The following is a 24179-nucleotide window of genomic DNA, read 5'->3' on the forward strand; positions in this document are numbered from 1 at the left end:
GCGTGGTTTTCACCACGCCTTTTTCACATCTTGCGAATTACTTCGCTTTACCCTGGTTGGCTACTGCCGCCGCTTTCGCCGCGATTTCGTCCGCATTGCCCAGGTAGTAGTGTTTGATCGGTTTGAAGTTCTCGTCGAACTCATACACCAGCGGTACGCCGGTCGGGATGTTCAGCTCAAGAATTTCATCTTCGCTCATCTGATCCAGGTATTTTACCAGCGCGCGCAGGGAATTACCGTGCGCAGCGATGATCACGCGCTCACCGCTTTTCAGGCGCGGCAGAATGGACTCGTTCCAGAACGGGATAACGCGATCGATAGTCAGGGCCAGGCTCTCAGTCAGCGGCAGCTCCTGCTCGGTCAGTTTCGCGTAACGCGGATCGTGGCCCGGGAAACGCTCGTCATCTTTGGTCAGGGCCGGCGGGGTGATGGCAAAGCCACGACGCCACTGCTTAACCTGATCGTCACCGTATTTCTCAGCGGTTTCAGCTTTGTTGAGGCCCTGCAGCGCACCGTAGTGACGCTCGTTCAGTTTCCAGGATTTCTCAACCGGCAGCCAGGCCTGGTCAAGCTCGTCCAGCACGTTCCACAGGGTGTGAATGGCACGTTTCAGCACGGAGGTGTAAGCATAATCGAAAGCAAAGCCTTCAGCCTTCAGCAGTTTACCTGCTGCTTTTGCTTCGCTTACGCCTTTCTCGGACAGGTCAACATCGTACCAACCGGTGAAGCGGTTTTCGTTGTTCCACTGGCTTTCGCCATGACGAACCAGAACCAGCTTAGTAACAGCCATTTTATTACTCCTTATATACACGTCATCATCGAAGCTGCCTCGCGTTAGCGCCGCAACGCAACTTGAATGAGTAAGTGCCTGAGATTGATAGAGTGATAACAATTCTCATTATATTGCCGCGGTGACGCCAGCAGCAACGCTAAACCTTAACCATAGCGAAAATAAACGTGCAGTGTAAGCCGGTTGTGAATCCACCGTTGCTATTTTGCTGATGACTGACGCTATATTCAGCAACCGGGGCAAAAAAAAGCCCTCGTGAGAGGGCTTTCTGCTTACCGCGGCGTGAAGCGATATTCGGTTACGCTGCGATAGTCTTCGCCGGGGCGCAGAATGCAGTCTGGCTGGGGCCATTCGGGATGGTTCGGGCTGTCCGGCAGAAACTCGCTTTCCAGCGCCAGGCCTTGCCACGCCTGATACTCACCCTGTTCTCGCGCCGGGGTGCCTTCGAGGAAGTTCCCGGTATAGAACTGCAGGGCCGGGGCGGTGGTAAACACGCTCATCTGCAGTTTCTCATCTGCCGACCAGACCTGTGCTGCGGGTTGCGTAACGTCACCCTGCGCATCCAGCAGGAAAGCGTGATCGTAGCCGCGCACGTTCTGCTGTGCCTCATCGCTCAGGAAGTCCCGGGCAATGGTTTTTGGCGTGCGGAAGTCGAAGCTGGTACCTGCAACATCAGCAAGATCGCCTTCCGGGATGCCTTGCGCCGTCACCGGCAGCCAGCGGCTGGCGAACAGCTGCAGCTTGTGGTTGCGCACGTCATGCTGGGTGCCGTCGAGGTTAAAATAGGCATGGTTAGTGAGGTTCACCGGGCAGGGCTTATCGACCTGCGCGCGGTACTCGATCACCAGACCGTTGTCATCATTGAGCTGATAATGCGCGGTAGCACACAGCTCGCCCGGATACCCCTGATCGCCGTCCGGCGAATCGAGGGTATAGAGCACTTCGCGCTCATTCTGACGCACAATGCGCCAGCGGCGTTTGTCGAAGCCCTCCGGGCCGCCGTGCAGTTGGTTTTCACCCTGGCTTGGCAGCAGCGAGAACTGTTTGCCGTCGAGAGTAAACGTGCTGCGGGCGATGCGGTTGGCGTAGCGGCCAATCGACGCGCCTAAAAACGCGGTCTGCTGCTGATACACTTCCGGGCTGGGGCAGCCCAGCAGCGTTTCGCGCACGGTTCCATCATTCATCGGTACGCGGATGGAGAGCAGTGTCGCGCCCCAGTCCATCAGCGCGACCACCATCCCGTTGGCGTTACGCAACGTCGAGAGGCGGTACGGCAATCCATCCGGTGCCAGGGTTGGCGTCTCTTTTAGCACTGACCAGCTCCTTGTGAAGGTTTGCAGACGTAGAACGTCTCCTTGATGCCTGTTTTCGCTTCGTACTGTGCTTCCACGGCCTGCTTCACGTCCGCGACGCGGCTTTCCGGCACCAGGGCCACCACGCAGCCGCCGAAACCGCCACCGGTCATGCGCACGCCGCCTTCATCACCAATAACCGCTTTGACGATCTCCACCAGGGTGTCGATCTGCGGCACGGTGATTTCAAAGTCGTCGCGCATTGAGGCGTGGGACTCTGCCATCAGCTCACCCATGCGTTTCAGGTCACCCTGCGCCAGCGCGTCTGCAGCTTCCAGCGTGCGGGCATTTTCGGTCAGCACGTGACGCACGCGCTTTGCCACTACCGGATCCAGCTCGTGCGCTACCGCATTGAACTGGTCGAGGCTGACGTCGCGCAGCGCTTTCTGGGTAAAGAAGCGCGCACCGGTTTCACACTGTTCGCGGCGGGTGTTGTACTCGCTGCCCACCAGCGTGCGTTTAAAGTTGCTGTTGATGATGACGACTGCTGCGCCCTGCGGCATCGGTACCGCTTTGGTGCCAAGGCTGCGGCAGTCCAGCAGCAACGCGTGCCCCTCTTTGCCCAGCGCGGAAATCAGCTGGTCCATGATGCCGCAGTTGCAGCCGACGAACTGGTTTTCCGCTTCCTGGCCGTTGAGCGCAATCTGCGCCCCGTCGAGTTGCAGATGGTAAAGCTGCTGGAACACGGTGCCCACCGCCACTTCCAGTGAAGCCGAGGAGCTAAGGCCCGCGCCCTGCGGCACGTTGCCGCTGATCACCAGATCCGCGCCACCGAAGCTGCCGTCGCGCTGCTGCAGGTGTTTGACCACGCCGCGCACGTAGTTGGACCACTGCTGCGCGTCATGGGCCAGAATGGGCGCATCCAGTGAGAATTCGTCCTGCTGGTTATCATAGTCGGCCGCGATCACGCGCACGGTGCGGTCATCGCGCTTCGCGCAGCTGATCACCGTCTGGTAGTCGATGGCGCACGGCAGTACGAAACCGTCATTGTAGTCGGTGTGTTCCCCGATGAGGTTTACGCGGCCAGGCGCCTGAATGGTGTGGGTGGCAGGGTAGCCGAATTTTTCAGCAAACAGTGCTTGTGTGTTCTCTTTCAGACTCATTGTTATTCTCCTGATTCGCGAAAATGGACATCGCTGACAGCGCGCAGGCGCTCGGCGGCCTGCTCGGCGGTCAGGTCGCGCTGGGTTTCCGCCAGCATTTCATAGCCAACCATAAACTTGCGTACCGTCGCGGAGCGCAGCAGCGGCGGGTAGAAATGGGCATGCAGCTGCCAGTGCGGGTTCTCTTCGCCGTTAAACGGTGCGCCGTGCCAGCCCATGGAGTAGGGGAAAGAGGTCTGGAACAGGTTGTCGTACCGGCTGGTCAGTTTCTTCAGCGCCAGTGCCAGATCGCTGCGCTGGGCATCGGTCAGATCGGTCATTCGCAGCACGTGCGCTTTCGGCAGCAGCAGCGTTTCAAACGGCCACGCAGCCCACCACGGCACGACAGCCAGCCAGTGCTCGGTTTCCACCACGGTGCGGCTGCCATCTTTCAGCTCGCGCGCCGCGTAGTCCACCAGCATCGCGCTACCGTGCTGGTCGAAATAGTCGCGCTGCAGGGCATCTTCCCGCGCCGCTTCGTTCGGCAGGAAGCTGTTGGCCCAGATCTGCCCGTGCGGATGCGGGTTAGAGCAGCCCATCGCCGCGCCTTTGTTCTCAAACACCTGCACCCACGGCCAGCTTTTACCCAGCTCGGCGGTCTGTTCCTGCCAGGTCCTGACCACCTCTTCCAGCGCCGGAAGAGTAAGTTCCGGCAGCGTTTTGCTGTGGTCCGGCGAGAAGCAAATAACCCGGCTGGTCCCGCGCGCGCTTTCCAGACCCATCAGCGGATCGTCCTGCGCCGGCGCGTCCGGCGTGTCGGTCATCAGCGCCGCGAAGTCGTTGGTGAACACGTAGGTGCCGGTGTATTGCGGGTTTTGATCGCCGGTGACGCGGGTGTTACCCGGACACAGGAAGCAGTCCGGGTCGTGCTGCGGCAGCGTCTGTTTCGCTGGCGTCTCCTGCGCGCCCTGCCACGGGCGTTTCGCGCGGTGCGGGGACACCAGAATCCATTCTCCCTTCAGCGGGTTATAGCGGCGATGCGGGTGATCGACCGGGTTAAATTGCTCCATCACACATCCTTAATCTTCGTAGCCTTGTGGGTGGCGGGACTGCCAACGCCAGGTGTCCTCAGCCATTTCATCGAGTGAGCGCGTGACGCGCCAGTTGAGCTCTTTGTCCGCCTTGCTGGCATCGGCCCAGTAGGCGGGCAGATCGCCGTCGCGGCGCGGCGCAAAGTGATAGTTGACCGGTTTGCCGCTGGCTTTGCTGAACGCGTTAACCACGTCAAGCACGCTGCTGCCAACGCCGGCACCGAGGTTGTAGATATGCACACCCGGTTTGTCCGCCAGCACCTGCATAGCGGCAACGTGGCCGTCCGCGAGATCCATTACGTGGATATAGTCGCGCACGCCGGTACCGTCTTCGGTCGGGTAGTCATTCCCAAAAATAGCCAGCGAATCGCGGCGGCCAACGGCCACCTGGGCGATATACGGCATCAGGTTGTTCGGGATGCCCTGAGGATCTTCACCCATGTCGCCTGACGGATGCGCGCCGACCGGGTTGAAGTAGCGCAGCAGGGCGATGCTCCACTCCGGATTCGCTTTCTGCAGATCGGTGAGGATCTGCTCCACCATCAGTTTGCTCTTGCCGTAGGGGCTCTGCGGCGTACCGGTAGGGAAGCTTTCAACGTAAGGGATTTTTGGCTGATCGCCGTAGACGGTGGCCGAGGAGCTGAAAATGAAGTTGGTGACGTTGGCGGCGCGCATGGCGGAGATGAGGCGCAGCGTACCGTTGACGTTGTTATCGTAGTACTCCAGCGGCTTCGCCACGGACTCACCCACGGCTTTCAGACCGGCGAAATGAATTACCGCGTCCACGGCATGATCGTGGAAAATTTCCGTCAGCAGGGCTTCGTCGCGGATATCGCCATCAATAAAGAGAGGATGTTTACCGGACAGGCGTTCAATAACCGGCAGGACGCTGCGTTTACTGTTGCAGAGATTATCGAGGATGATCACCTCGTGACCATTTTGCAGCAGCTGCACGCAGGTATGGCTTCCTATGTAACCGCTACCACCCGTTACGAGAACTCTCATTTTTCGCTCCATTACGCTTATGGTATGTGATAAACATAGCATAACAGAGAAGGAAAAAGTGTGACATGGGATAAAATAGTGGAATCGTTTACACTGGTTTCACGCCGTTGGGTTGCGGGTCAATATCCTATTGTAAAACAAGAGTGTGGCCCTGCGCGTTGCAGGTTATCTGAAAGTCAGCGCCAGAAAAAACGGAAGCCGTAGCTTCCGTTACATTGAGCAGGGTTATCTGTTACCCCTGGCATGGCTCCCGGCCTGCGTTTTCTGTCTGCTGAGCGCTCGCCGGATGCAGGGAAACAATATCGTAGCGATAGCGATCTCCCTCGGTCACAAACGTCAGCCGATGGGTAATGCATTCCGGCGCATCTTCCGCATGATGCGAAACAAACAGCAGCTGGGTATGCCCCTCGCCGATGACGACATCAATAAAGCGCCGCACCAGCTGGCGGTTGAGCGGGTCCAGCCCCTGCAGCGGTTCATCGAGGATCAGCAGCGTCGGATGCTTGACCAGCGCCCGCACAATCAGCGCCAGCCGTTGCTGCCCCCAGGAGAGGCTGTGGAACGGCGCATCGGCGAGCGCCTGGCTGAAGCCGAGAATATCCAGCCACGCCTGCGCCAGCTGGTGCTGACGATCGGAGACTGCCTGATAAATGCCAATGGAATCAAAGTAGCCGGATAAAATCACGTTGCGCGCGCTGGTGCTGACGCGATAGTCAAGGTGCAGACTGCTGCTGACGTAGCCGATATGCTTTTTGATGTCCCAGATGGTTTCACCGCTGCCGCGCCGCACGCCGAACAGCGTGAGATCGTTGCTGTAGCCCTGAGGATGATCGCCGGTAATCAGGCTCAGCAGCGTGGACTTCCCCGCGCCGTTCGGGCCGATAATCTGCCAGTGTTCACCGGGCTTTACCGTCCAGCTAAGGTTGTGCAGCACCGGCTGGTCGTTGTAAGAAACCACGCCGTTGCGCAGCACTACCGGTGCGGTACCCTCGGGCAGAGCAAGACGGGCCGGTGGCTCATCCGCTTCCGGCAGCGCCATGCCTGCCAGAGTTTCGCTGTGTGCCAGTTGGGCAACCAGTGCCTTCTCCAGCAGCGCTGGCTTTTCACCTGCCTCCACCAGCGTGCAATCGGCCAGCACCCCGGCAAAGTCGATAAAGTCAGGGATATCGTCGAAGCGGTTAAGCACCAGCACCAGGGTATAACCCTGCGCGTGAAGCGTTGCCAGCAGATCCGCCAGCTGGCGGCGGGATGCCACATCCAGGCCATCGAAGGGTTCATCAAATACCAGCAGATCCGGGGCATCCATCAGCGCCTGGCAGAGCAGCGTTTTGCGCGTCTCACCGGTGGAGAGATACTTGAAGCGGCGCTCAAGCAGGTGAGCAATGCCGAAGCGCGCGGCCAGATCCTGTAACCGCGCGTCATCCTGCACGTTCTGCTGAATAATCTCCCGCGCGGTGCGACCGGTATCGTCTTCATCGGGGCCAAGCAGATCGGTGTTATTGCGCTGCCACTCGTCGCTCACCAGCTGCTGAAGCTGCTCGAAGGAGAGGCGGGCGATACGGGTAAAGCCGCACTGGCGTTCACCTTTAAGCAGCGGTAACTCACCGGCAAGCGCCCGGGCGAGGGCGGATTTCCCGCTACCGTTCGCGCCAACAAACGCCCAGCTCTCCCCGGCAGTGAGGGTCAGCGCCTCAATGTGCAGGGTTTTGGTATCGCTCAGGCGAAACGTGCCTTGCGAAATCTGCAATATAGTCATGATGCATCCCGTTTTTTGCAGCAGAAGATGACAGGGATACGGTGCCGCGCCGCGCTTGTCAATGCGCAGCCGGGTTTTAGCAGAGTGTGGCGAGGATAACGCGATCGGCGTTAAAAAATGCGGTGATCTCAGCACCTTCTTCTGGTGCTACGGCGGCGAACTGCGCATCGGTAAGCGTGGCACACAGGGTTTGCCCATCAGGAAGCCGCACCAGGACTTCATGTACCGCCCCGGCGCTGTCGATCTGCGTTACGACGCCACGCAGCTGGTTATCCGCCTGCGCTGCCTGTTCTGGCTGCCGGGTCAGCGACACCCACGGGGCTTTGATCAGCACCAGTACCTCTTTACCCGGCTCCAGCCCGAGCCGCCCGGCGCTCTGCCCGGTGACCGCCGCGTGAATACGCGTGGCCCCGTCCGCCAGCAGCACGCTGACCTGCGGCTGGAGCGCATCATGGTCGCTGGCAACCACTGTGCCAAACCACTGATTGCGGGCGCTGGTCTGCAGGGAGAAGCGCGAAATGGCCGCCAGCAGGCTGTCGAGCGGCAGGGTGTCGTCGCTCAGGGCATCAAAGGCTTTCTGTTGGATCTGTGTCATCAGATCGTAGAGCTGGATCAGCCGTTCCCCGTAGCGCGTCAGCCGTGCGCCACCGCCGCCTTTGCCACCGGTTGCGCGCTCCACCAGGGTCTGCGCACTGAGCTGGTTCATCTCATGGATGGCATCCCACGCGCTCTTATAGCTGATGCCCGCAAGCTTCGCCCCCTGGCTGATTGAGCCGGTTTGCGCTATCTGTTTAAGGAGCGTAATTCGACGCGGATCGGCAAACAGCCGCTCCTGGAGTCTGAGGGTGAGGAGAATATCAGCCTGCATCGCAAGGTCTCTGATCAAAAAACGCATTGTGACCCATAGCGGCGCGGGTGTGCAAACGGGCACCGCACAAAAGGGGAGTGCGTTTTTTAGCGACGACGCTAGAATAGACGTTCTTTTTTACTGGAGGCGACCATGCTGGAATTATTGAAAAGTCTCGTATTTGCCGTGCTCATGGTGCCGGTAGTGATGGCCATCATTCTTGGCGCCATCTACGGTCTGGGTGAAATCTTCAACCTGTTCTCAGGCGTTGGTCACAAAGACAAGCCCAGAGAAACCCGCTGAATTCCCTCTCATAACGCCCGGTCTGACCGGGCGTTTTGCTCTCAAGCTCCCGCGTTTTTTGCCGATAAATCTGTGAAACAGGCAGAATAGCCGCTATATTATCGCGTATATAACGAAGCGATAAGATGAGGTAAATCATGGCGACATCATGGGTTCGACTGGCCGCTGGCGCAGCGCTTTCACTGGCAGTGGTGCATTCTGCGCAGGCCGCAGAGAAGATCACCGTTTTCGCAGCGGCGTCACTGACCAACGCGCTGCAGGAGATCAGCGCCGGTTACACCAAAGAGAAATATGTGCAGGTGGTAGCCTCCTACGCCTCCTCCTCAACCCTGGCGCGTCAGATTGAAGCGGGCGCTCCGGCCGATATTTTCATCTCCGCCGATCAGAAGTGGATGGATTACGCCGCCGACAAGCAGGCGGTGGATAAACCGACGCGCATTACCCTGCTGACCAACAGCCTGGTGGTGGTAGCACCGAAAGCCTCAAGCCAGAAGCCTTTCACCATCAGCGATAAAACCGACTGGAAAGCGCTGCTCAACGGTGGCCGTCTGGCGGTGGGCGATCCGGCACACGTACCGGCAGGCATCTATGCCAAAGAAGCGCTGCAAAAGCTGGGTGCCTGGGAGAGCGTCAGCCCGCAGTTAGCCCCGGCGGATGACGTTCGCGGCGCACTGGCGCTGGTGGAGCGCAACGAAGCGCCGTTCGGTATCGTGTACGGCTCAGACGTTATCGCCAGTAAAGAGGTGAAAGTGGTGGCGACCTTCCCGGAAAGCTCGCACAAAAAAGTGGAATACCCGATGGCGATCGTCGCCGACCACAACAGCGCGGCGGTCAAAGCCTTCTATGATTATCTGAAAGGCCCGCAGGCCGCGGCGATATTTACACGTTACGGATTTACCACGGCAAAATGATCCTGAGTGAACCTGAATGGCAGGCGGTGCTTCTCAGCCTGAAAGTCTCTACGCTGGCAGTGCTGGTGAGCCTGCCTTTTGGGGTGCTTGTCGCCTGGATTCTGGTGCGCTGCACCTTTCCGGGCAAAGCATTGCTCGACAGCCTGATCCACCTGCCGCTGGTGCTGCCGCCGGTGGTGGTGGGCTACCTGCTGCTGGTGGCGATGGGCCGCAACGGGTTTATCGGCAAATACCTGCACGACTGGTTTGGGCTGACCTTTGCCTTCAGCTGGCGCGGCGCGGTGCTGGCGGCCTGCGTGATGTCTTTCCCGCTGATGGTGCGGGCTATTCGCCTCGCGCTTGAAGCCGTCGATCTGCGGCTGGAGCAGGCGGCGCGCACCCTCGGCGCCGGGCGCTGGCGAGTGTTCGCCACCATCACGCTGCCGCTGATGCTGCCCGGCATTATCGCCGGCACCGTGCTGGCGTTTGCCCGCTCGCTGGGCGAGTTTGGCGCGACCATTACCTTCGTCTCGAACATCCCCGGCGAAACCCGCACCCTGCCGTCGGCGATGTATACCCTGATCCAGACCCCCGGTGGCGAAAGCGCCGCCGCGCGCCTGTGCGTGATTGCCATTGTGCTGGCGCTGGTGTCGCTGATGGTCGCCGAATGGCTGGCCGGCATCAGCCGTAAGCGGCTGGGGAGTGCCTGATGCTGGAGCTTGATTTCACCCAGACGCTGGGCAGCCACAGGTTGCAGGTCCAGCAGACGCTGCCCACCACCGGCATCACCGCCATCTTCGGCGTATCCGGGGCGGGGAAAACCTCACTGATCAACGCCATCAGCGGCCTGACCCGGCCTGAGCAGGGGCGCATCGTGCTCAATCAGCGCGTGCTCAGCGACACCGCGCAGCAGGTGTTTCTCCCACCTGAGAAACGCCGCGTCGGCTACATCTTCCAGGATTCGCGCCTGTTCCCGCATTACCGGGTGGCGGGCAATCTGAAATACGGCATGGCGAAAAGCATGGCCGGACAATTCGACAAGCTGGTGGCGCTGCTCGGGATTGAAAAGCTGCTGGACCGTCTGCCCGGCTCGCTGTCGGGTGGGGAGAAGCAGCGGGTGGCGATTGGCCGCGCAATCCTCACCGCGCCGGAACTACTGCTACTCGACGAGCCGCTGGCCTCGCTCGACCTGCCGCGCAAGCGCGAGCTGCTCCCCTGGCTGCAACGCCTGGCGCGGGAATTTTCGGTGCCGATGCTGTATGTCAGTCACTCGCTGGATGAGATCCAGCAGCTGGCGGATAACGTGCTGGTGCTGGAGAACGGTGCGGTAAAAGCTTTTGGTCCGCTGGAAAGCGTGTGGGGCAGCCGGGTGATGCACCCGTGGCTGCCGCCGGAGCAGCAGAGTAGCGTGCTGAAAGTGTCGGTGCTGGAGCACCATCCGCATTACGCCATGACGGCGCTGGCGATTGGCGATCAGCACGTCTGGGTCAACCGCCTCGACCAGCCGCTGCAGGCGTCGCTGCGCATCCGCATTCAGGCGTCGGACGTCTCGCTGGTGCTGCAACCTCCGCAGTACAGCAGCATTCGTAATCTGCTGCGCGCCCAGGTGAAGCAGTGCTATGACGATAACGGCCAGGTGGAAGTCGAACTGGACGTGGCGGGGCGCACGCTGTGGGCGCGCATCAGCCCCTGGGCGCGGGACGAGCTGGCCATCAAACCCGGGCTGTGGCTCTATGCCCAGGTGAAAAGCGTCTCGATTACCGCCTGATTACAGCACGTACTGATAGAGCGCGTCGGCGATGCTGGTGCCGGTATTATCCCCGATCACCCGGTCGGCGCGCGCTTTGATGGCGTCATCGGCATTGCCCATCGCGATGCCGAGGCCTGCCGGCTCAAGCATGCTGAGGTCGTTGTAGTTGTCGCCGAACGCCACCACGTTTTCCATACTCAGCCCCTGGGATGCTACCCATTCAGCGAGGCGTTTACCCTTGCTGTTGCCTTTCTGCGCCACGTCCACCTGATCGTGCCATGACCATTCACAGGCCAGCCCCAGCGTCTGCTCCACTTCCGTGGCGAAGGCGTTGAGCTTCAGGGTATCAATATCCGTCAGCGCAAATTTCCAGATCGCCTCCACCTCCTGCGCCGCCTCTTTCAGGGAAGGCACCTGGGTAAACACCGGGCGTTGATTTTCCGGCAGGCGCTGGGCCCAGTTCTGGGTACGCAGCACGTGGCCGGTGGCGGTTTCGTACATCATCGCGTCATCAACGTACATCAGCCCGTGAATGTGATGGGTGTGCAGCATGTCGGTGAGGGCAATGGCCTGCTCCGGGCGCAGCGGGTCGGCTGAAATGACCTTTTTTGCATGATAATCATACAAATAAGTGCCATTGCAGCAAATTGCAGGTGTATCCAGTTCCAGTGCCTGATAAAAAGGATGGATGGCCACGTGATGGCGACCGGTAACGATCACCAGTTTGAAACCGGCCTCGCGCGCACGACGCAGCGCCTCCAGTGATTCCGGCAGGATGGTTTTCTGCGGCGTCAGCAGCGTGCCGTCTAAATCGAGTGCGATTACGCGAAAGGTCATTCGTCAGTCCAGATTGTTGCATCATAAAGTTTGCGCAGCAGGATACACCGTGATGCTGTCCCGGCAAAACCCGGAGCGCACCGACAGATAAATACGCTACCCTTGTGGCTACGTTCACCGTTTTCAGGAAAGGAGCATTCATGAAACAAACCGTTTATACCGCCAGTCCCGAGAGCCAGCAGATCCACGTCTGGCGTCTTGACGAGCAGGGCGACCTGACGCTGTTGCAGGTCGTTGACGTACCCGGCCAGGTGCAGCCGATGGTGGTCAGCCCGGATAAGCGCTTCCTCTACGTTGGCGTACGCCCGGAGTTTCGTGTTATCGCTTACCGCATCTCTCCGGAAGACGGCATTCTCGCCGAAGCGGGTCACAGCGCGCTGCCGGGCAGCCCGACGCATATCTCTACCGACCACAGCGGGAAATTCCTGTTCTGCGGCTCCTATAACGCGGGCTGCGTCAGCGTCACGCGCCTGAATGACGGCCTGCCGGGGGAAATTGTTGATGTGGTTGAAGGCCTCGAAGGCTGCCACTCAGCGAACATCTCGCCGGACAACCGCACCCTGTGGGTGCCGGCGCTGAAGCAGGATCGCATCTGTCTGTTCACCCTCGGCGAGGATGGCAAACTGGCACCGCAGACGCCGCCGGAAGTCGCCACCGTGGAGGGCGCAGGCCCGCGCCATATGGCGTTCCATCCAAATCAGAAATTCGCCTACTGCGTTAACGAGCTGAACGGCTCGGTCGACGTCTGGCAGCTCAGCAACGCCCACGGCAACGTCGAATGTATTCAGACGCTGGATATTATGCCGCCGGACTTTACCGACACCCGCTGGGCCGCAGACATTCACATCACCCCGGATGGTCGCCATCTGTATACCTGCGACCGCACCGCCAGCATTCTGACGGTGTTCAGCATCTCCGAAGACGGCAGCGTGCTGGCGCTGGAGGGCTTCCAGCCCACTGAAACCCAGCCGCGCGGCTTCAATATTGATAACAGCGGAAAATACGTGATCGCTGCCGGGCAGAAATCACACCATATCGCGGTGTACGCTATCGACGGTGCGCAGGGGCTGCTGAGCGAAAAAGGGCGTTATGCCGTAGGCCAGGGGCCGATGTGGGTGGTCATCAACGCGCAGTAATGCGCACCACTTTCTGAGCAGCAGAGCTAATAAAAAAGGGCGTATCCGCAGATACGCCCTTTTTTTGTGCCGGGAACCGTTACTGCTTCGGCTCGGTGACAACGGCGCTGCCCACGCCGCGGTTGTTGAACTCCCACATGCGGTTAGCATTCGCGTCGTTCAGGTCGCGGGTGATGTTGCCTTTGTCATCCTGAGTGCCGACGTTGCCGGTAAACGGACGCTTCGAGCTGGCGGCATCGCCCCAGGGTTTCGCGGTGTTAAAGCCTTCGTTGATGACGCTGTCGCGGATCACCACCTGGCCGTTAGCGGTCTGGCCCGGCGCGTAGCCGTTTTCACCCGCTTCCAGATCCCAGGCGCGGCCCAGCTGGGCAACGTTATCGCCCGCGGCGGTGAAGCGGCTGTTGGTGGCGAGGAAACCGTAATAGATGTTGGCCTGGGTGGCCGGGGCAAACACGTAGCCTTCCTGCTGGGTACGGCTGTTCACCAGGTGGAACTCGGTGTTATCAAACACCACCGCGCCGCGACCGGCTACCACGTCCACATCGCCTTCAATATAGCTGTTGGTGACCAGGGTACGGGTCTGGCGATTGGTTACGAAGCGGTTCTGCACGTCGCTGTTGGTCACCAGGAAGGTGTTCTGACGACCCAGAATGTTGACCTTGTCGATCTGCACTTTATCGCCGTCGCTGCGCAGCGCCACCGCCTGGTGGTTACCTGCATCGACGCTGTCGCCGAGGTTGTTTTCGATGGTCAGGTTCTGCAGCTGCAGACCGCTGTTCTGCGACCAGACTACCGCTGAGCACATCACGCCGACGGTGGCGTTGCGGCTGTTCTGGCAGTTATCGAACATATACCAGGCCGGTTTGCCAGGCATGTACTTACCGGACGGATTCACGGTACGACGCCAGGTGTTGCGGTCCATTTCGGAGTCCAGCGCGAGGCCGATCTTCACATCCAGCGGTTTGTCGCCGAGGCCATACAGCGTGATGCTGCCCGGAGCTGCCGGAACATAGACCGTACCCTGATATTCACCGGGCTGAACGGCAATATAGACGCGCTGGCTGGAGCGCTGGGCAATGGCGGCATCAACTGCAGCCTGAATGGTGGTGTGGGTTACGCCGCTCTGACCCGCCGGGCCGACCACAAAGTCAGGCTGCGCAGGCAGACGAATGGCATAAGGGGACCACGGGGCCGCATTCGGATTGGTAGAGGCAAAGTAGCGGGCGGCGGTGAAGTTCTGCGCTTCGTCAGCGGTTAATACCGGACGTGACGCGGTGCCAGGGGCGTGCTGTTCGGACGGACGTTGGTCCGCCGGCATTGAGCTGCACGCGGTCAGTGTCACGCCGACAGCAAGCATCAGCGCCAGACGGGATACCGGAAATATGTTCAAGGGTGGCTCCAGCTATGCAAGTTAAAAAGAGGTACCTGAGAAACCAGCCTTTTTATACTAAGTTGAGCCAAACGGGAAGCCGATTTGTACAAACCGGCTTCCATAAGTAACAAAATATCTCAGATCCACAGCGCGGTCAGCGTGGCGCTCGCCAGGGCGTGGAAATGAACGTTAAACCCAACCATCGCGCCGCTGGCATTTTCATCGACGTCGAGGCGCTCCACGTCCAGCGCGTGCAGGGTGAAAATGTAGCGGTGGGTTTCCCCTTTCGGCGGTGCAGCCCCGCCGTAGCCCGCATAACCAAAGTCGGTGCGGGTCTGAATCGCGCCCTCGGGCAGCGCTACCAGATCGGACCCCGACCCCTGCGGCAGCACCCGGGTATCCGCCGGAATATTGGCGACCACCCAGTGCCACCAGCCGGAGCCGGTAGGCGCGTCAGGATCGTAGCAGGTGACGACAAAGCTTTTAGTCCCCGGCGGCACTTCATCCCAGGCGAGATGGGGCGAGATATTGTCGCCCTCGTAACCCATACCGTTAAAGACGTGGCGAGCGGGGAGCTTGTCCCCGTCGCTAAAATCATTACTGATTAACTTCATTGCAGCTCCTGCACATTACAGATTCAGTAGTTTCACCAGCTCCTGCGCGGCGATAGCCGACGAGGCCGGGTTCTGGCCGGTAATCAGATGACCATCGGTGATGGCGAATTCACCCCAGTCATCGGTGCGCTCAAACTGACCGCCGTTCTGCTTCAGCGCGTCCTCTACCAGGAATGGCACCACATTCGTCAGCCCGACGCCGTCCTCTTCGCTGTTGGTAAAGCCGGTGACGCGTTTCCCCTGAACCAGCGGGGTGCCGTCCGGCTTTTTCGCATGGCGCAGCACGCCCGGGGCGTGACACACCGTCGCCACCGGCTTGCCGCTGGCCCAGTATTTTTCAATCAGGGCAATGGAGTGGCGATCCTCCGCCAGATCCCACAGCGGGCCGTGGCCGCCGGGATAGAACACCGCATCGTATTCGTCGAGGTTGATCTCACTGAGTCGATGGGTAGACGCCAGCGTCTGTTGCGCGGCGCTGTCGGCGCGGAAGCGGTCGGTGGCCTCGGTTTGCGCATCCGGCTCGTCGCTTTTCGGATCCAGCGGCGGCTGGCCGCCAGCCGGTGACGCGAGCGTCACCTCGATACCCGCATCGCGGAACACGTACCAGGGCGCGGCAAACTCTTCGAGCCAGAAGCCCGTCGGTTTGCCGGTGTCGCCAAGTTTATCGTGGGATGTCAGGACCATCAGAATCTTCATGCTTACCTCCGGTGTCGTAAAAAGCCTTACCGAAGTGTAGTGCATCCCCGACTGAGGTTAACTCTGAAACAGCGCCGGGTCGTTAACCGCGTTAACCACGGCAGCGGTCAAACGCGCCAGCTGGTCCGGAGAGATAACATACGGCGGCATCAGGTAAATCAGCCGCCCGAAAGGCCGGATCCACACGCCCTGGCTGACGAAAAAGCGTTGCAGCGCCGCCATGTTGACCGGCTGGTGCGTTTCCACCACGCCGATAGCGCCCAGCACGCGCACGTCACGTACCTGCGGGCTTTCGCGGCAGGGTGCCAGCTCCGCCCGCAGCTGGCTTTCGATGGCGGCAACCTGGGTGCGCCACTCGCCGCTCTCCAGTATCGCCAGGCTCTCGTTCGCCACGGCGCAGGCCAGCGGGTTACCCATAAAGGTCGGGCCGTGCATAAAGCAGCCCGCCTCGCCGTTGCTGATGGTGTCCGCCACGCTGCGGGTGGTGAGGGTAGCGGAGAGGGTCATGGTGCCGCCGGTCAGCGCCTTGCCAAGGCAGAGAATATCCGGGGCGATGCCGGCATGTTCACAGGCAAACAGCTTGCCGGTGCGCCCGAAGCCGGTGGCGATTTCGTCGGCGATCAGCAGCACGCCCTCCCGATCGCACATGGCACGGATGCGCTTCAGCCACTCCGGGTGGTAGAAGCGCATGCCGCCTGCGCCCTGCACGATGGGTTCCAGGATTACTGCGGCCAGCTCATGGCGATGGGCGGCAAACAGCCGGGCGAACGGCACGATGTCCAGCTCGTTCCAGTCATCATCAACCCCGCAGGTGGGGGCCGGTGCAAACAGGTTTTCCGGCAGGTAACCCTTCCACAGGCTGTGCATCGAGTTATCCGGATCGCAGGCCGACATCGCGCCGAAGGTATCCCCGTGGTAGCCGTGGCGCAGCGTCATAAAACGCTGGCGCGGTTCACCCCGGGCGTGCCAGTACTGCAGCGCCATTTTCATCGCCACTTCTACCGCCACCGAGCCGGAATCGGCGAGGAACACGCACTCCAGCGGGGCCGGGGTCATCGCCACCAGCTTACGGCACAGCGCCACGGCAGGCGGATGCGTGATGCCGCCAAACATGACGTGCGACATGGCGTCAATCTGGTATTTCATCGCCGCGTTGAGGCGCGGGTGGTTATAGCCGTGGATCGCCGCCCACCAGGAGGACATACCGTCCACCAGCAACTCGCCGCCGGCAAGTTCCAGTTCGCAGCCGCGTGCTGCAACCACCGGGTAGACCGGCAGCGGGGCGGTCATTGAGGTATAGGGGTGCCAGATATGGCGCTGGTCAAAGGCAAGATCGTCGGGTGTCATACGTGACTTGTAAACCAAAGTGAAAACATTTAGGTTTACGATACTACACCGAAATCAACATGAACAACACCCTTTGGAGACGCCCGATGGCTCACCGTTTACGCTGGACTTTGTCGCAAGTTACTGAATTATTCGATAAACCACTGCTGGAACTGCTGTTTGAAGCGCAGCAGGTTCATCGCCAGCACTTCGACCCGCAGCACGTTCAGGTCAGCACGTTGCTGTCAATCAAGACCGGTGCCTGCCCGGAAGACTGCAAATACTGCCCGCAAAGCTCGCGCTACAAGACGGGTCTGGAGGCCGAACGTCTGATGGAAGTGGAGCAGGTGCTGGAATCGGCGCAGAAAGCCAAAGCCGCTGGTTCAACCCGCTTCTGCATGGGCGCAGCGTGGAAAAACCCGCACGAGCGCGATATGCCTTACCTGGAGCAGATGGTGCAGGGGGTGAAAGCGCTCGGGCTTGAGACCTGCATGACGCTCGGCACGCTGGAAGAGACGCAGGCGCAGCGCCTGGCCTCCGCCGGGCTGGACTACTACAACCACAACCTCGACACCTCGCCGGAGTTCTACGGCAATATCATCACCACCCGCTCTTATCAGGAGCGTCTCGACACGCTGGACAAAGTGCGCGATGCCGGGATTAAGGTGTGCTCCGGCGGTATCGTCGGCCTGGGTGAAACCGTTACCGATCGCGCCGGGCTGCTGATGCAGCTGGCAAATCTGCCGACGCCGCCGGAGAGCGTGCCGATCAACATGCTGGTGAAGGTGAAAGGAACGCCGCTGGCCAATAATGACGATGTCGATCCGTTCGATTTCATCCGCACTATCGCGGTGGCGCGCATCATGATGCCGACCTCCTTCGTGCGCCTCTCTGCCGGCCGCGAGCAGATGAGCGAGCAGACCCAGGCGATGTGCTTTATGGCCGGGGCCAACTCGATCTTCTATGGCTGCAAGCTGCTGACCACCCCGAACCCGGAAGAGGACAAGGATCTGCAGCTGTTCCGTAAACTGGGCCTGAACCCGGCCCAGACCCACGTTGAGGCGGGGGACAACGAGCAGCAGGCGCAGCTGGTAGACAGGCTGCGTAACGCCGATACCGACCAGTTCTATAACGCGGCGGCGCTGTGAGCTGGCAGGCGCGTATTGACGAGGCGCTGGAGCAGCGCCGTCAGCACGGCCTGCTGCGCACCCGGACCGCTAATCACCAGGGGGCCGGACGCTGGTGCCTCCAGGACGGGCAGCGCTGGCTGAACTTCGCCAGCAATGACTATCTCGGCCTGAGCCAGCATCCGGCGGTGATCGCTGGCTGGCAGCAGGGGGCGGCGCGCTACGGCGTTGGCAGCGGTGCCTCCGGGCACGTAACCGGCTACAGCGAGGCGCACGCCGGGCTGGAGCAGGCGCTGGCCGACTGGCTCGGCTATCCGCGCGCGCTGCTGTTTATCTCCGGCTTCGCTGCTAATCAGGCAGTGATTGCGGCCCTGGCGCAAAAGCCCGATCGCATTGTCGCGGATCGGCTGAGCCACGCCTCGCTGCTGGAGGCGGCGCACCTCAGCCCGGCGACCCTCACGCGCTTTCGTCACAACGATGCTGTTGCCCTGCGCGCGGCGCTGGCGAAGCCCTGTGACGGGCAGCAGCTGGTGGTCACTGAAGGGGTGTTCAGTATGGACGGCGACAGCGCCCCGCTGGCAGAGATCGCCGCCGTGAGCCGTGAGGCGCAGGCCTGGCTGATGGTGGATGACGCGCACGGTATCGGCGTGCTGGGCGAGCAGGGGCGGGGAAGCTGTAATGCCGCAGGGATCCACCCTGAACTGCTGGTGGTCACCTTCGGTAAAGGCTTTGGCGTCAGCGGCGCAGCGGTGCTGTGCAGCGAGAGCCTCGCCTGCTATTTCGAGCAGTTTGCCCGCCATCTGATCTACAGCACGGCGATGCCGCCGGCCCAGGCAGTGGCGCTGCATGCCGCGCTGAATTGCGTGCAGCAGGGGGATGCCCTGCGTGCCAGGCTGACGCGTCACATTCAGCGTTTTCGCGACGGCGCGCAGCAGCTTCCCTGGCAGCTGGCTGCTTCGCACACCGCCATCCAGCCGCTGATCGTCGGGGATAATCACGCGGCGCTCGCACTCTCCGCGACGCTGCGCGAGCGCGGCATCTGGTGCAGCGCCATTCGCCCGCCGACGGTGCCACCGGGCACGGCGCGGCTGCGCATCACCCTCACCGCCGCCCATGAGGATGAGGACATCGACACTCTGCTGGAGACGCTTCATGACGCAGCCGGTAGATAAGCAGGCCGTTGCCGCGGCGTTTGGTCGGGCAGCGGCGAGCTACGATCGCTTTGCCGATCTGCAGCGCATCAGCGGCGAGCGCCTGATCGCCCATCTCCCGGCGCTGAAAGGGCGGCGCGTGCTGGATGCCGGATGCGGCACCGGCTGGTTCAGCCGCCACTGGATGCAGCAGGGCTGTGAAGTGACCGCGCTTGACCTCTCACCGCTGATGTTGGCCCACGCCCAGCGCCACCGCACGGCGCATCACTTTGTTGAAGGCGACATTGAGCATATCCCGCTGAGCGAGTCGCGGTTCGATCTGGTCTGGAGCAATCTGGCGGTGCAGTGGTGCACCCGCCTCGCCGACGGGCTGGCGGAGCTGTATCGGGTAACGCGCCCTGGCGGGGTGGTTGGTTTCTCGACGCTCGCCGCGGGCTCATTGCACGAGCTGCATACCGCCTGGCAAAGCGTTGATGCGCGCCCGCACGCCAACCAGTTTCTTGCTGCTGAGGCAATAGCTGCCGCGTGTCCGACGCCGCACCATCAGCTGCACCAGGAGACGGTGACGCTGCATTTCCCGGACGCGCTTAGCGCCATGCGTTCGCTGAAGGGCATCGGGGCAACGCATCTGCACGACGGGCGCGACGGCGGCCTGCTGACGCGCCAGCGTCTGGCCCGGCTTGAGGCGGCCTGGCCCCGGGACGCGCACGGCCTGACCCTCAGTTATCATCTGATTTTTGGAGTACTACATCGTGACTAAACGTTATTTCGTCACCGGGACCGACACCGAGGTCGGTAAAACCGTCGCCAGCTGCGCGCTGCTGCAGGCTGCGACGCAGCGCGGGTATCGTACTGCCGGTTTCAAGCCGGTGGCCTCCGGCAGCGAACGCACTCCGGACGGCATCCGCAACGGCGATGCGCTGGCCCTGCAGCGCAACAGCAGCGTGGCGCTGGCCTACGAGCAGGTTAATCCTTACGTGTTTGAAGAGCCGACCTCGCCGCATATTCTCAGCGCCGAGCTGGGTGTGCCGCTCGACTTTACCGCAATGTCACACGGATTGCGGGAACTCGAGCGTCAGGCCGACTGGGTGCTGGTGGAAGGGGCGGGCGGCTGGTTTACACCGCTCTCCGCCAGCCAGACTTTCGCTGACTGGGCGGTCAGCGAGCAGCTGCCGGTGATCCTGGTGGTGGGGGTGAAGCTCGGGTGTATCAACCACGCCATGCTTACCGCTCAGGCGGTGCGCAGCGCCGGGCTGCCGCTGGCAGGCTGGATCGCCAACGATGTGGTAGCACAGGGTAAACGCCATGCAGAATACCTCACCACGCTGCGCCAGAAGATCGACGCCCCGTTCCTCGGGGAGATCCCGTGGCTGGGCGGCGAGGCGGAGCAGCAGGACGTGGGCCGCTACCTGCAACTGGACGGGCTGCGCTAAGGCACCATCCAGTGCGCCAGCAGCTTGTCATCCAGCTGGGCGACGCTCCCCTGCGCCACGTTGCGTCCGCGATGCAGCAGACAGAAGCGGTCAGCGACGTGGCGGATAAACGACAGCCGCTGCTCGACTAGCAGCACCGTCAGCCCCAGTTCGCGATTCAGGCGCACGATCACCGCGCACAGCGTCTGCATCATATTGTGCCCAATCCCTCGGGTTGGCTCGTCAAGGATCAGCAGCCGCGGGCGGGTCACCAGCGCCCGGGCGAGGCTGAGCTGATGCAGACTCTCCTCTTCCAGCTCGGCACCGCGCCGCTGTCGCAAACCGTACAGCTCAGGAAACAGATCGAAGATATCTCCCGGGATCGCCTGCGGCTGCCCGGTAGCCGCCATCATCGCCAGCTGCAGATTTTCCTCCACCGTCAGCCGTGAAAAGATGCGTCGGTCCTCGGGAACGTAACTGATACCCAGCGCCATGCGCGCCTCCGCGCTCACCCCATTAAGGTCCCGGGCCGGCTTGCCGGCGTCGTGCCAGAGGATGCTGCCGCTCTCCACCGGCAGATGGCCGGCAATGCAGTTCAGCAGGGTGGTTTTCCCCATTCCGGGCAGCCCGGTCACGCAGGTGCACTCCCCGGGAAGCAGCTCAAGATCGACATTCCACAGGCTGTGATGCGTGCCGTAGTAGTGATTAACCGCGCGTAAACTCAACATGCTGACTCCTTATTCGGTGAGGGACTTCAGGCGGCGTGGCCGCTGCTAACCCGGATACCCGGCATCCTGCGCCTTGCCCCACGGGCGGCATTGAGTTCCAGGAACAGAGTTCTGCAATTCCCTTGCCAGCACGGATAAATCACCAGCGGGTTAGCGTTATTTGGGACAAAACCGACAAAAAAGCAGCCGGGTGCTGCATGTTCGTGCAGACGGCTGGCGGCGCTGCACCCGTAGCGAGCCTGAACGCGCGGTATGGTGGTGCAGACGCACCAGAATCAGGAAAAAAGGATCGCTTTTGATCCGCGTTTACCGGCTAGCAGCTATTGCCGGAAACGGGGCGTGAGACCGGCAAAATTTTGCTATAAATTTTTTTTTGCGGCGCGTTGCGCAAACCAGCGGGATCTTTTGCGGGCAGTAGCACTCTGGCTCGGGTTGAGTTATCCACTATTCCTGTGGATAACCTTGTGTATTAGAGTTAGAAAACATGCGACAAGCGAGAGCGGACGCGGGTTACGCCTGAATTGGCTCGAAAGCCGCCTTTTTTTAAAAACTATTTAATATCAGCACGTTAATTAAAAGCAATGGCTGTAAGAAAAGTGTCATCGCCTGTCATGAAACTTTTATATGCATCCTTGACAAATGTTAAAAGGCAACTTTTTCTGGGGATAAACCGTTGGCCTGGTGTTTTATATCGCCAGAGAAGAAATAGCCCGCCCAACCGGGCCATGTTTTAACGCGATAACGCACATCCTGTCACCCGATACTGGATTTCCATCCAGTATAATTTACTGGCAAAATATAGCATGGCGAGTAAAATTACCCCTCGGCCCGCGCACATCGTCATCAGGTAGCCATCCATGAGTAAACCGTTCAAACTAAATTCCGCCTTCCGCCCGTCAGGTGACCAGCCTGAGGCGATTCGTCGCCTGAAAGAGGGGCTGGAGGATGGCCTGGCCCATCAGACGCTGCTTGGCGTGACCGGTTCGGGTAAGACTTTTACCGTGGCCAACGTTATTGCCGACCTGCAGCGCCCCACGATGGTGCTGGCCCCGAACAAAACCCTGGCGGCGCAGCTGTACGGCGAGATGAAAGAGTTCTTCCCGGATAACGCGGTGGAGTATTTCGTCTCCTACTACGACTACTACCAGCCCGAAGCCTACGTGCCGAGCTCCGACACCTTTATCGAGAAGGATTCGTCGGTGAACGAGCACATCGAGCAGATGCGTCTCTCCGCGACCAAAGCGCTGCTGGAGCGTCGTGACGTTGTCGTGGTGGCGTCGGTGTCGGCCATCTACGGTCTGGGCGATCCGGACCTCTATCTGAAGATGATGCTGCACCTGACCAAAGGCATGATCATCGACCAGCGCGCCATTGTGCGTCGGCTGGCAGAGCTGCAGTACGGGCGTAACGATCAGGCGTTCCAGCGCGGCACCTTCCGGGTGCGCGGCGAGGTGATTGATATCTTCCCGGCGGAATCTGACGATTTCGCGCTGCGCGTTGAGCTGTTCGACGAGGAAGTAGAGCGCCTGTCGCTGTTCGACCCGCTCACCGGCCATGTTGAATCCGTGATCCAGCGCTTTACCGTCTACCCAAAAACCCACTACGTGACGCCGCGCGAGCGCATCGTGCAGGCGATGGAAGAGATCAAAGTCGATCTGGCGGACCGCCGTAAGACGCTGCTGGAAAACAACAAGCTGCTGGAAGAGCAGCGCCTGACCCAGCGCACCCAGTTCGATCTGGAGATGATGAACGAGCTGGGCTACTGCTCGGGCATCGAAAACTACTCGCGTTACCTCTCCGGGCGTGGGCCGGGCGAAGCGCCGCCGACGCTGTTTGACTACCTGCCTGCCGATGGCCTGCTGGTGGTGGACGAATCCCACGTTACCATTCCGCAGATTGGCGGCATGTACCGCGGCGACCGGGCGCGTAAAGAGACGCTGGTGGAATACGGCTTCCGCCTGCCGTCGGCGCTGGATAACCGTCCGATGAAATTTGAAGAGTTCGAGGCGCTGGCACCGCAAACCATTTACGTCTCGGCAACGCCTGGCAACTATGAGCTGGAAAAATCCGGCACTGAAATCGTGGATCAGGTGGTGCGTCCGACCGGTCTGCTCGACCCGATTATCGAAGTGCGTCCGGTAGCGACCCAGGTGGATGATCTGCTCTCAGAGATCCGCAAGCGCGTCGCCATTAACGAGCGCGTGCTGGTCACTACCCTGACCAAGCGTATGGCCGAGGACTTAACCGAATACCTGGAGGAGCACGGCGAGAAGGTGCGCTATCTGCACTCGGATATCGATACCGTGGAGCGCATGGAGATTATTCGCGACCTGCGCCTCGGCGAGTTTGACGTGCTGGTGGGTATCAACCTGCTGCGTGAGGGGCTGGATATGCCGGAAGTCTCGCTGGTTGCCATTCTGGATGCTGACAAAGAGGGCTTCCTGCGTTCGGAACGTTCGCTGATCCAGACCATCGGCCGTGCGGCGCGTAACGTCAACGGTAAAGCCATTCTTTATGGCGATAAGATCACACCGTCAATGGCGAAGGCGATTAGCGAAACCGAGCGTCGCCGTGAGAAGCAGCAGAAGTACAACGAAGAGCACGGCATTGTGCCGCAGGGCCTGAACAAGAAGGTGGTGGACATCCTGCAACTGGGCGAAGGGCTGGCGAAAACCAAAGCCAAAGGGCGCGGTAAGTCACGTCCGGTGATCGTTGAGGATGATGAACTGGCGCTGACGCCGAAGGCGCTGAGCCAGAAGATCCAGCAGCTGGAAACCCAGATGCTGGAGGCGGCCCAGAACCTCGAGTTCGAGCAGGCCGCCGAGCTGCGCGACAAACTGCATCAGCTACGCGAGCTGTTTATCGCCGCCTCCTGAGTCCTGCTCCCGGAGACCCTCTCCCGCCGCGGGAGGGG

The 24179-nt window shown here is 60.7% G+C and carries 23 protein-coding genes; 10 read left to right on the forward strand and 13 right to left on the reverse strand.

All coding sequences use genetic code 11. The features are described 5' to 3' along the window. Window positions 1–37: 37 nt before the first annotated feature. The 7 genes from gpmA to modE form a co-directional block, all read right to left on the reverse strand. Window positions 38–790: a 2,3-diphosphoglycerate-dependent phosphoglycerate mutase gene (gene gpmA / locus ET34_RS0119935; RefSeq protein ID WP_031524982.1), complete on the reverse strand. Its 753-nt coding sequence runs from the start codon at window positions 788–790 to the stop codon at window positions 38–40. Between the two features lie 272 nt (window positions 791–1062). Then, window positions 1063–2103 (reverse strand): galactose-1-epimerase, encoded by a 1041-nt coding sequence (gene galM / locus ET34_RS0119940; protein WP_031524984.1) that lies wholly within the window; start codon window positions 2101–2103, stop codon window positions 1063–1065. Then, the gene (galK, locus tag ET34_RS0119945; protein ID WP_031524986.1) at window positions 2097–3245 is read right to left on the reverse strand and encodes a galactokinase; all 1149 of its coding nucleotides are present in this window, start codon (window positions 3243–3245) and stop codon (window positions 2097–2099) included. Before galK ends, galM begins: the two co-directional genes overlap by 7 nt. A 2-nt stretch (window positions 3246–3247) precedes the next feature. Further along, on the reverse strand, window positions 3248–4294 hold the full coding sequence (gene galT / locus ET34_RS0119950; protein ID WP_031524988.1) for a galactose-1-phosphate uridylyltransferase: 1047 nt from the start codon (window positions 4292–4294) through the stop codon (window positions 3248–3250). Between the two features lie 9 nt (window positions 4295–4303). Continuing rightward, complete coding sequence (gene galE / locus ET34_RS0119955; RefSeq protein ID WP_031524989.1) at window positions 4304–5320, reverse strand: UDP-glucose 4-epimerase GalE; 1017 nt, start codon at window positions 5318–5320, stop codon at window positions 4304–4306. A 232-nt stretch (window positions 5321–5552) separates the two neighbouring features. Continuing rightward, window positions 5553–7076, reverse strand: coding sequence for a molybdate ABC transporter ATP-binding protein ModF (gene modF / locus ET34_RS0119960; protein WP_051640584.1), 1524 nt, complete (start codon window positions 7074–7076; stop codon window positions 5553–5555). Between the two features lie 76 nt (window positions 7077–7152). Then, window positions 7153–7944, reverse strand: a complete 792-nt coding sequence (gene modE, locus ET34_RS0119965) for a molybdenum-dependent transcriptional regulator (protein WP_031524993.1) — start codon at window positions 7942–7944, stop codon at window positions 7153–7155. Between the two features lie 132 nt (window positions 7945–8076). On the opposite strand from modE, the gene ET34_RS22220 reads away from it, so the two are divergent. The 4 genes from ET34_RS22220 to modC all read left to right on the forward strand — a co-directional run bounded on the left by ET34_RS22220 (window position 8077) and on the right by modC (window position 10884). After that, window positions 8077–8226, forward strand: coding sequence for an AcrZ family multidrug efflux pump-associated protein (locus ET34_RS22220; protein ID WP_031524995.1), 150 nt, complete (start codon window positions 8077–8079; stop codon window positions 8224–8226). Window positions 8227–8363: 137 nt separating this feature from the next. After that, window positions 8364–9137, forward strand: a complete 774-nt coding sequence (modA, locus tag ET34_RS0119975) for a molybdate ABC transporter substrate-binding protein (protein ID WP_031524997.1) — start codon at window positions 8364–8366, stop codon at window positions 9135–9137. After that, window positions 9134–9826, forward strand: coding sequence for a molybdate ABC transporter permease subunit (modB, locus tag ET34_RS0119980; protein ID WP_031524999.1), 693 nt, complete (start codon window positions 9134–9136; stop codon window positions 9824–9826). The genes modA and modB overlap by 4 nt, the downstream gene beginning before the upstream one ends. Beyond that, window positions 9826–10884 (forward strand): molybdenum ABC transporter ATP-binding protein ModC, encoded by a 1059-nt coding sequence (gene modC / locus ET34_RS0119985; protein WP_031525000.1) that lies wholly within the window; start codon window positions 9826–9828, stop codon window positions 10882–10884. The genes modB and modC overlap by 1 nt, the downstream gene beginning before the upstream one ends. On the opposite strand, the gene ET34_RS0119990 is transcribed toward modC, so the two are convergent. After that, window positions 10885–11703: a pyridoxal phosphatase gene (locus ET34_RS0119990; RefSeq protein WP_031525002.1), complete on the reverse strand. Its 819-nt coding sequence runs from the start codon at window positions 11701–11703 to the stop codon at window positions 10885–10887. A 140-nt stretch (window positions 11704–11843) separates the two neighbouring features. Between ET34_RS0119990 and pgl the strand changes: the two genes are divergently transcribed. Further along, window positions 11844–12839, forward strand: a complete 996-nt coding sequence (pgl, locus tag ET34_RS0119995; RefSeq protein ID WP_031525004.1) for a 6-phosphogluconolactonase — start codon at window positions 11844–11846, stop codon at window positions 12837–12839. 79 nt (window positions 12840–12918) lie between these two features. Here pgl and ET34_RS0120000 read toward each other — a convergent pair whose 3' ends face one another. From ET34_RS0120000 to bioA, 4 genes are all read right to left on the reverse strand, one after another. Further along, window positions 12919–14229, reverse strand: coding sequence for a putative acyl-CoA thioester hydrolase (locus ET34_RS0120000; protein ID WP_031525006.1), 1311 nt, complete (start codon window positions 14227–14229; stop codon window positions 12919–12921). Between the two features lie 119 nt (window positions 14230–14348). Continuing rightward, window positions 14349–14825 (reverse strand): kinase inhibitor, encoded by a 477-nt coding sequence (locus ET34_RS0120005; RefSeq protein ID WP_031525008.1) that lies wholly within the window; start codon window positions 14823–14825, stop codon window positions 14349–14351. A gap of 15 nt (window positions 14826–14840) precedes the next feature. Beyond that, complete coding sequence (locus ET34_RS0120010) at window positions 14841–15521, reverse strand: type 1 glutamine amidotransferase domain-containing protein (RefSeq protein ID WP_031525010.1); 681 nt, start codon at window positions 15519–15521, stop codon at window positions 14841–14843. A 57-nt stretch (window positions 15522–15578) separates the two neighbouring features. Next, the gene (gene bioA / locus ET34_RS0120015) at window positions 15579–16886 is read right to left on the reverse strand and encodes an adenosylmethionine--8-amino-7-oxononanoate transaminase (protein ID WP_051640585.1); all 1308 of its coding nucleotides are present in this window, start codon (window positions 16884–16886) and stop codon (window positions 15579–15581) included. Window positions 16887–16954: 68 nt separating this feature from the next. On the opposite strand from bioA, the gene bioB reads away from it, so the two are divergent. From bioB to bioD, 4 genes are read left to right on the forward strand one after another with little or no spacing between them, the layout of a single operon-like run. Further along, the gene (gene bioB / locus ET34_RS0120020; RefSeq protein WP_031525014.1) at window positions 16955–17995 is read left to right on the forward strand and encodes a biotin synthase BioB; all 1041 of its coding nucleotides are present in this window, start codon (window positions 16955–16957) and stop codon (window positions 17993–17995) included. Then, window positions 17992–19146 carry an 8-amino-7-oxononanoate synthase gene (gene bioF, locus ET34_RS0120025; protein WP_031525015.1) on the forward strand — a complete coding sequence of 385 codons (1155 nt, stop codon included), beginning with the start codon at window positions 17992–17994 and terminating at the stop codon, window positions 19144–19146. The genes bioB and bioF overlap by 4 nt, the downstream gene beginning before the upstream one ends. Then, a complete protein-coding gene (bioC, locus tag ET34_RS0120030; RefSeq protein WP_031525018.1) occupies window positions 19127–19885 on the forward strand; it encodes a malonyl-ACP O-methyltransferase BioC in 759 nt (252 codons plus the stop codon). The genes bioF and bioC overlap by 20 nt, the downstream gene beginning before the upstream one ends. Further along, a complete protein-coding gene (bioD, locus tag ET34_RS0120035; RefSeq protein WP_031525020.1) occupies window positions 19878–20558 on the forward strand; it encodes a dethiobiotin synthase in 681 nt (226 codons plus the stop codon). Before bioC ends, bioD begins: the two co-directional genes overlap by 8 nt. Here bioD and ET34_RS0120040 read toward each other — a convergent pair. Then, entirely contained in the window at window positions 20555–21265 is a 711-nt protein-coding gene (locus ET34_RS0120040; protein WP_031525022.1) for an ABC transporter ATP-binding protein, read from the reverse strand. The two genes, bioD and ET34_RS0120040, sit on opposite strands and share 4 nt — an antisense overlap. Window positions 21266–22122: 857 nt before the next feature. On the opposite strand from ET34_RS0120040, the gene uvrB reads away from it, so the two are divergent. After that, on the forward strand, window positions 22123–24141 hold the full coding sequence (gene uvrB / locus ET34_RS0120045; RefSeq protein WP_031525024.1) for an excinuclease ABC subunit UvrB: 2019 nt from the start codon (window positions 22123–22125) through the stop codon (window positions 24139–24141). The last annotated feature ends 38 nt before the right edge of the window (window positions 24142–24179 follow it).

It is taken from the genome of Siccibacter colletis, from assembly GCF_000696575.1.
Taxonomy (GTDB): Bacteria; Pseudomonadota; Gammaproteobacteria; order Enterobacterales; family Enterobacteriaceae; genus Siccibacter; species Siccibacter colletis.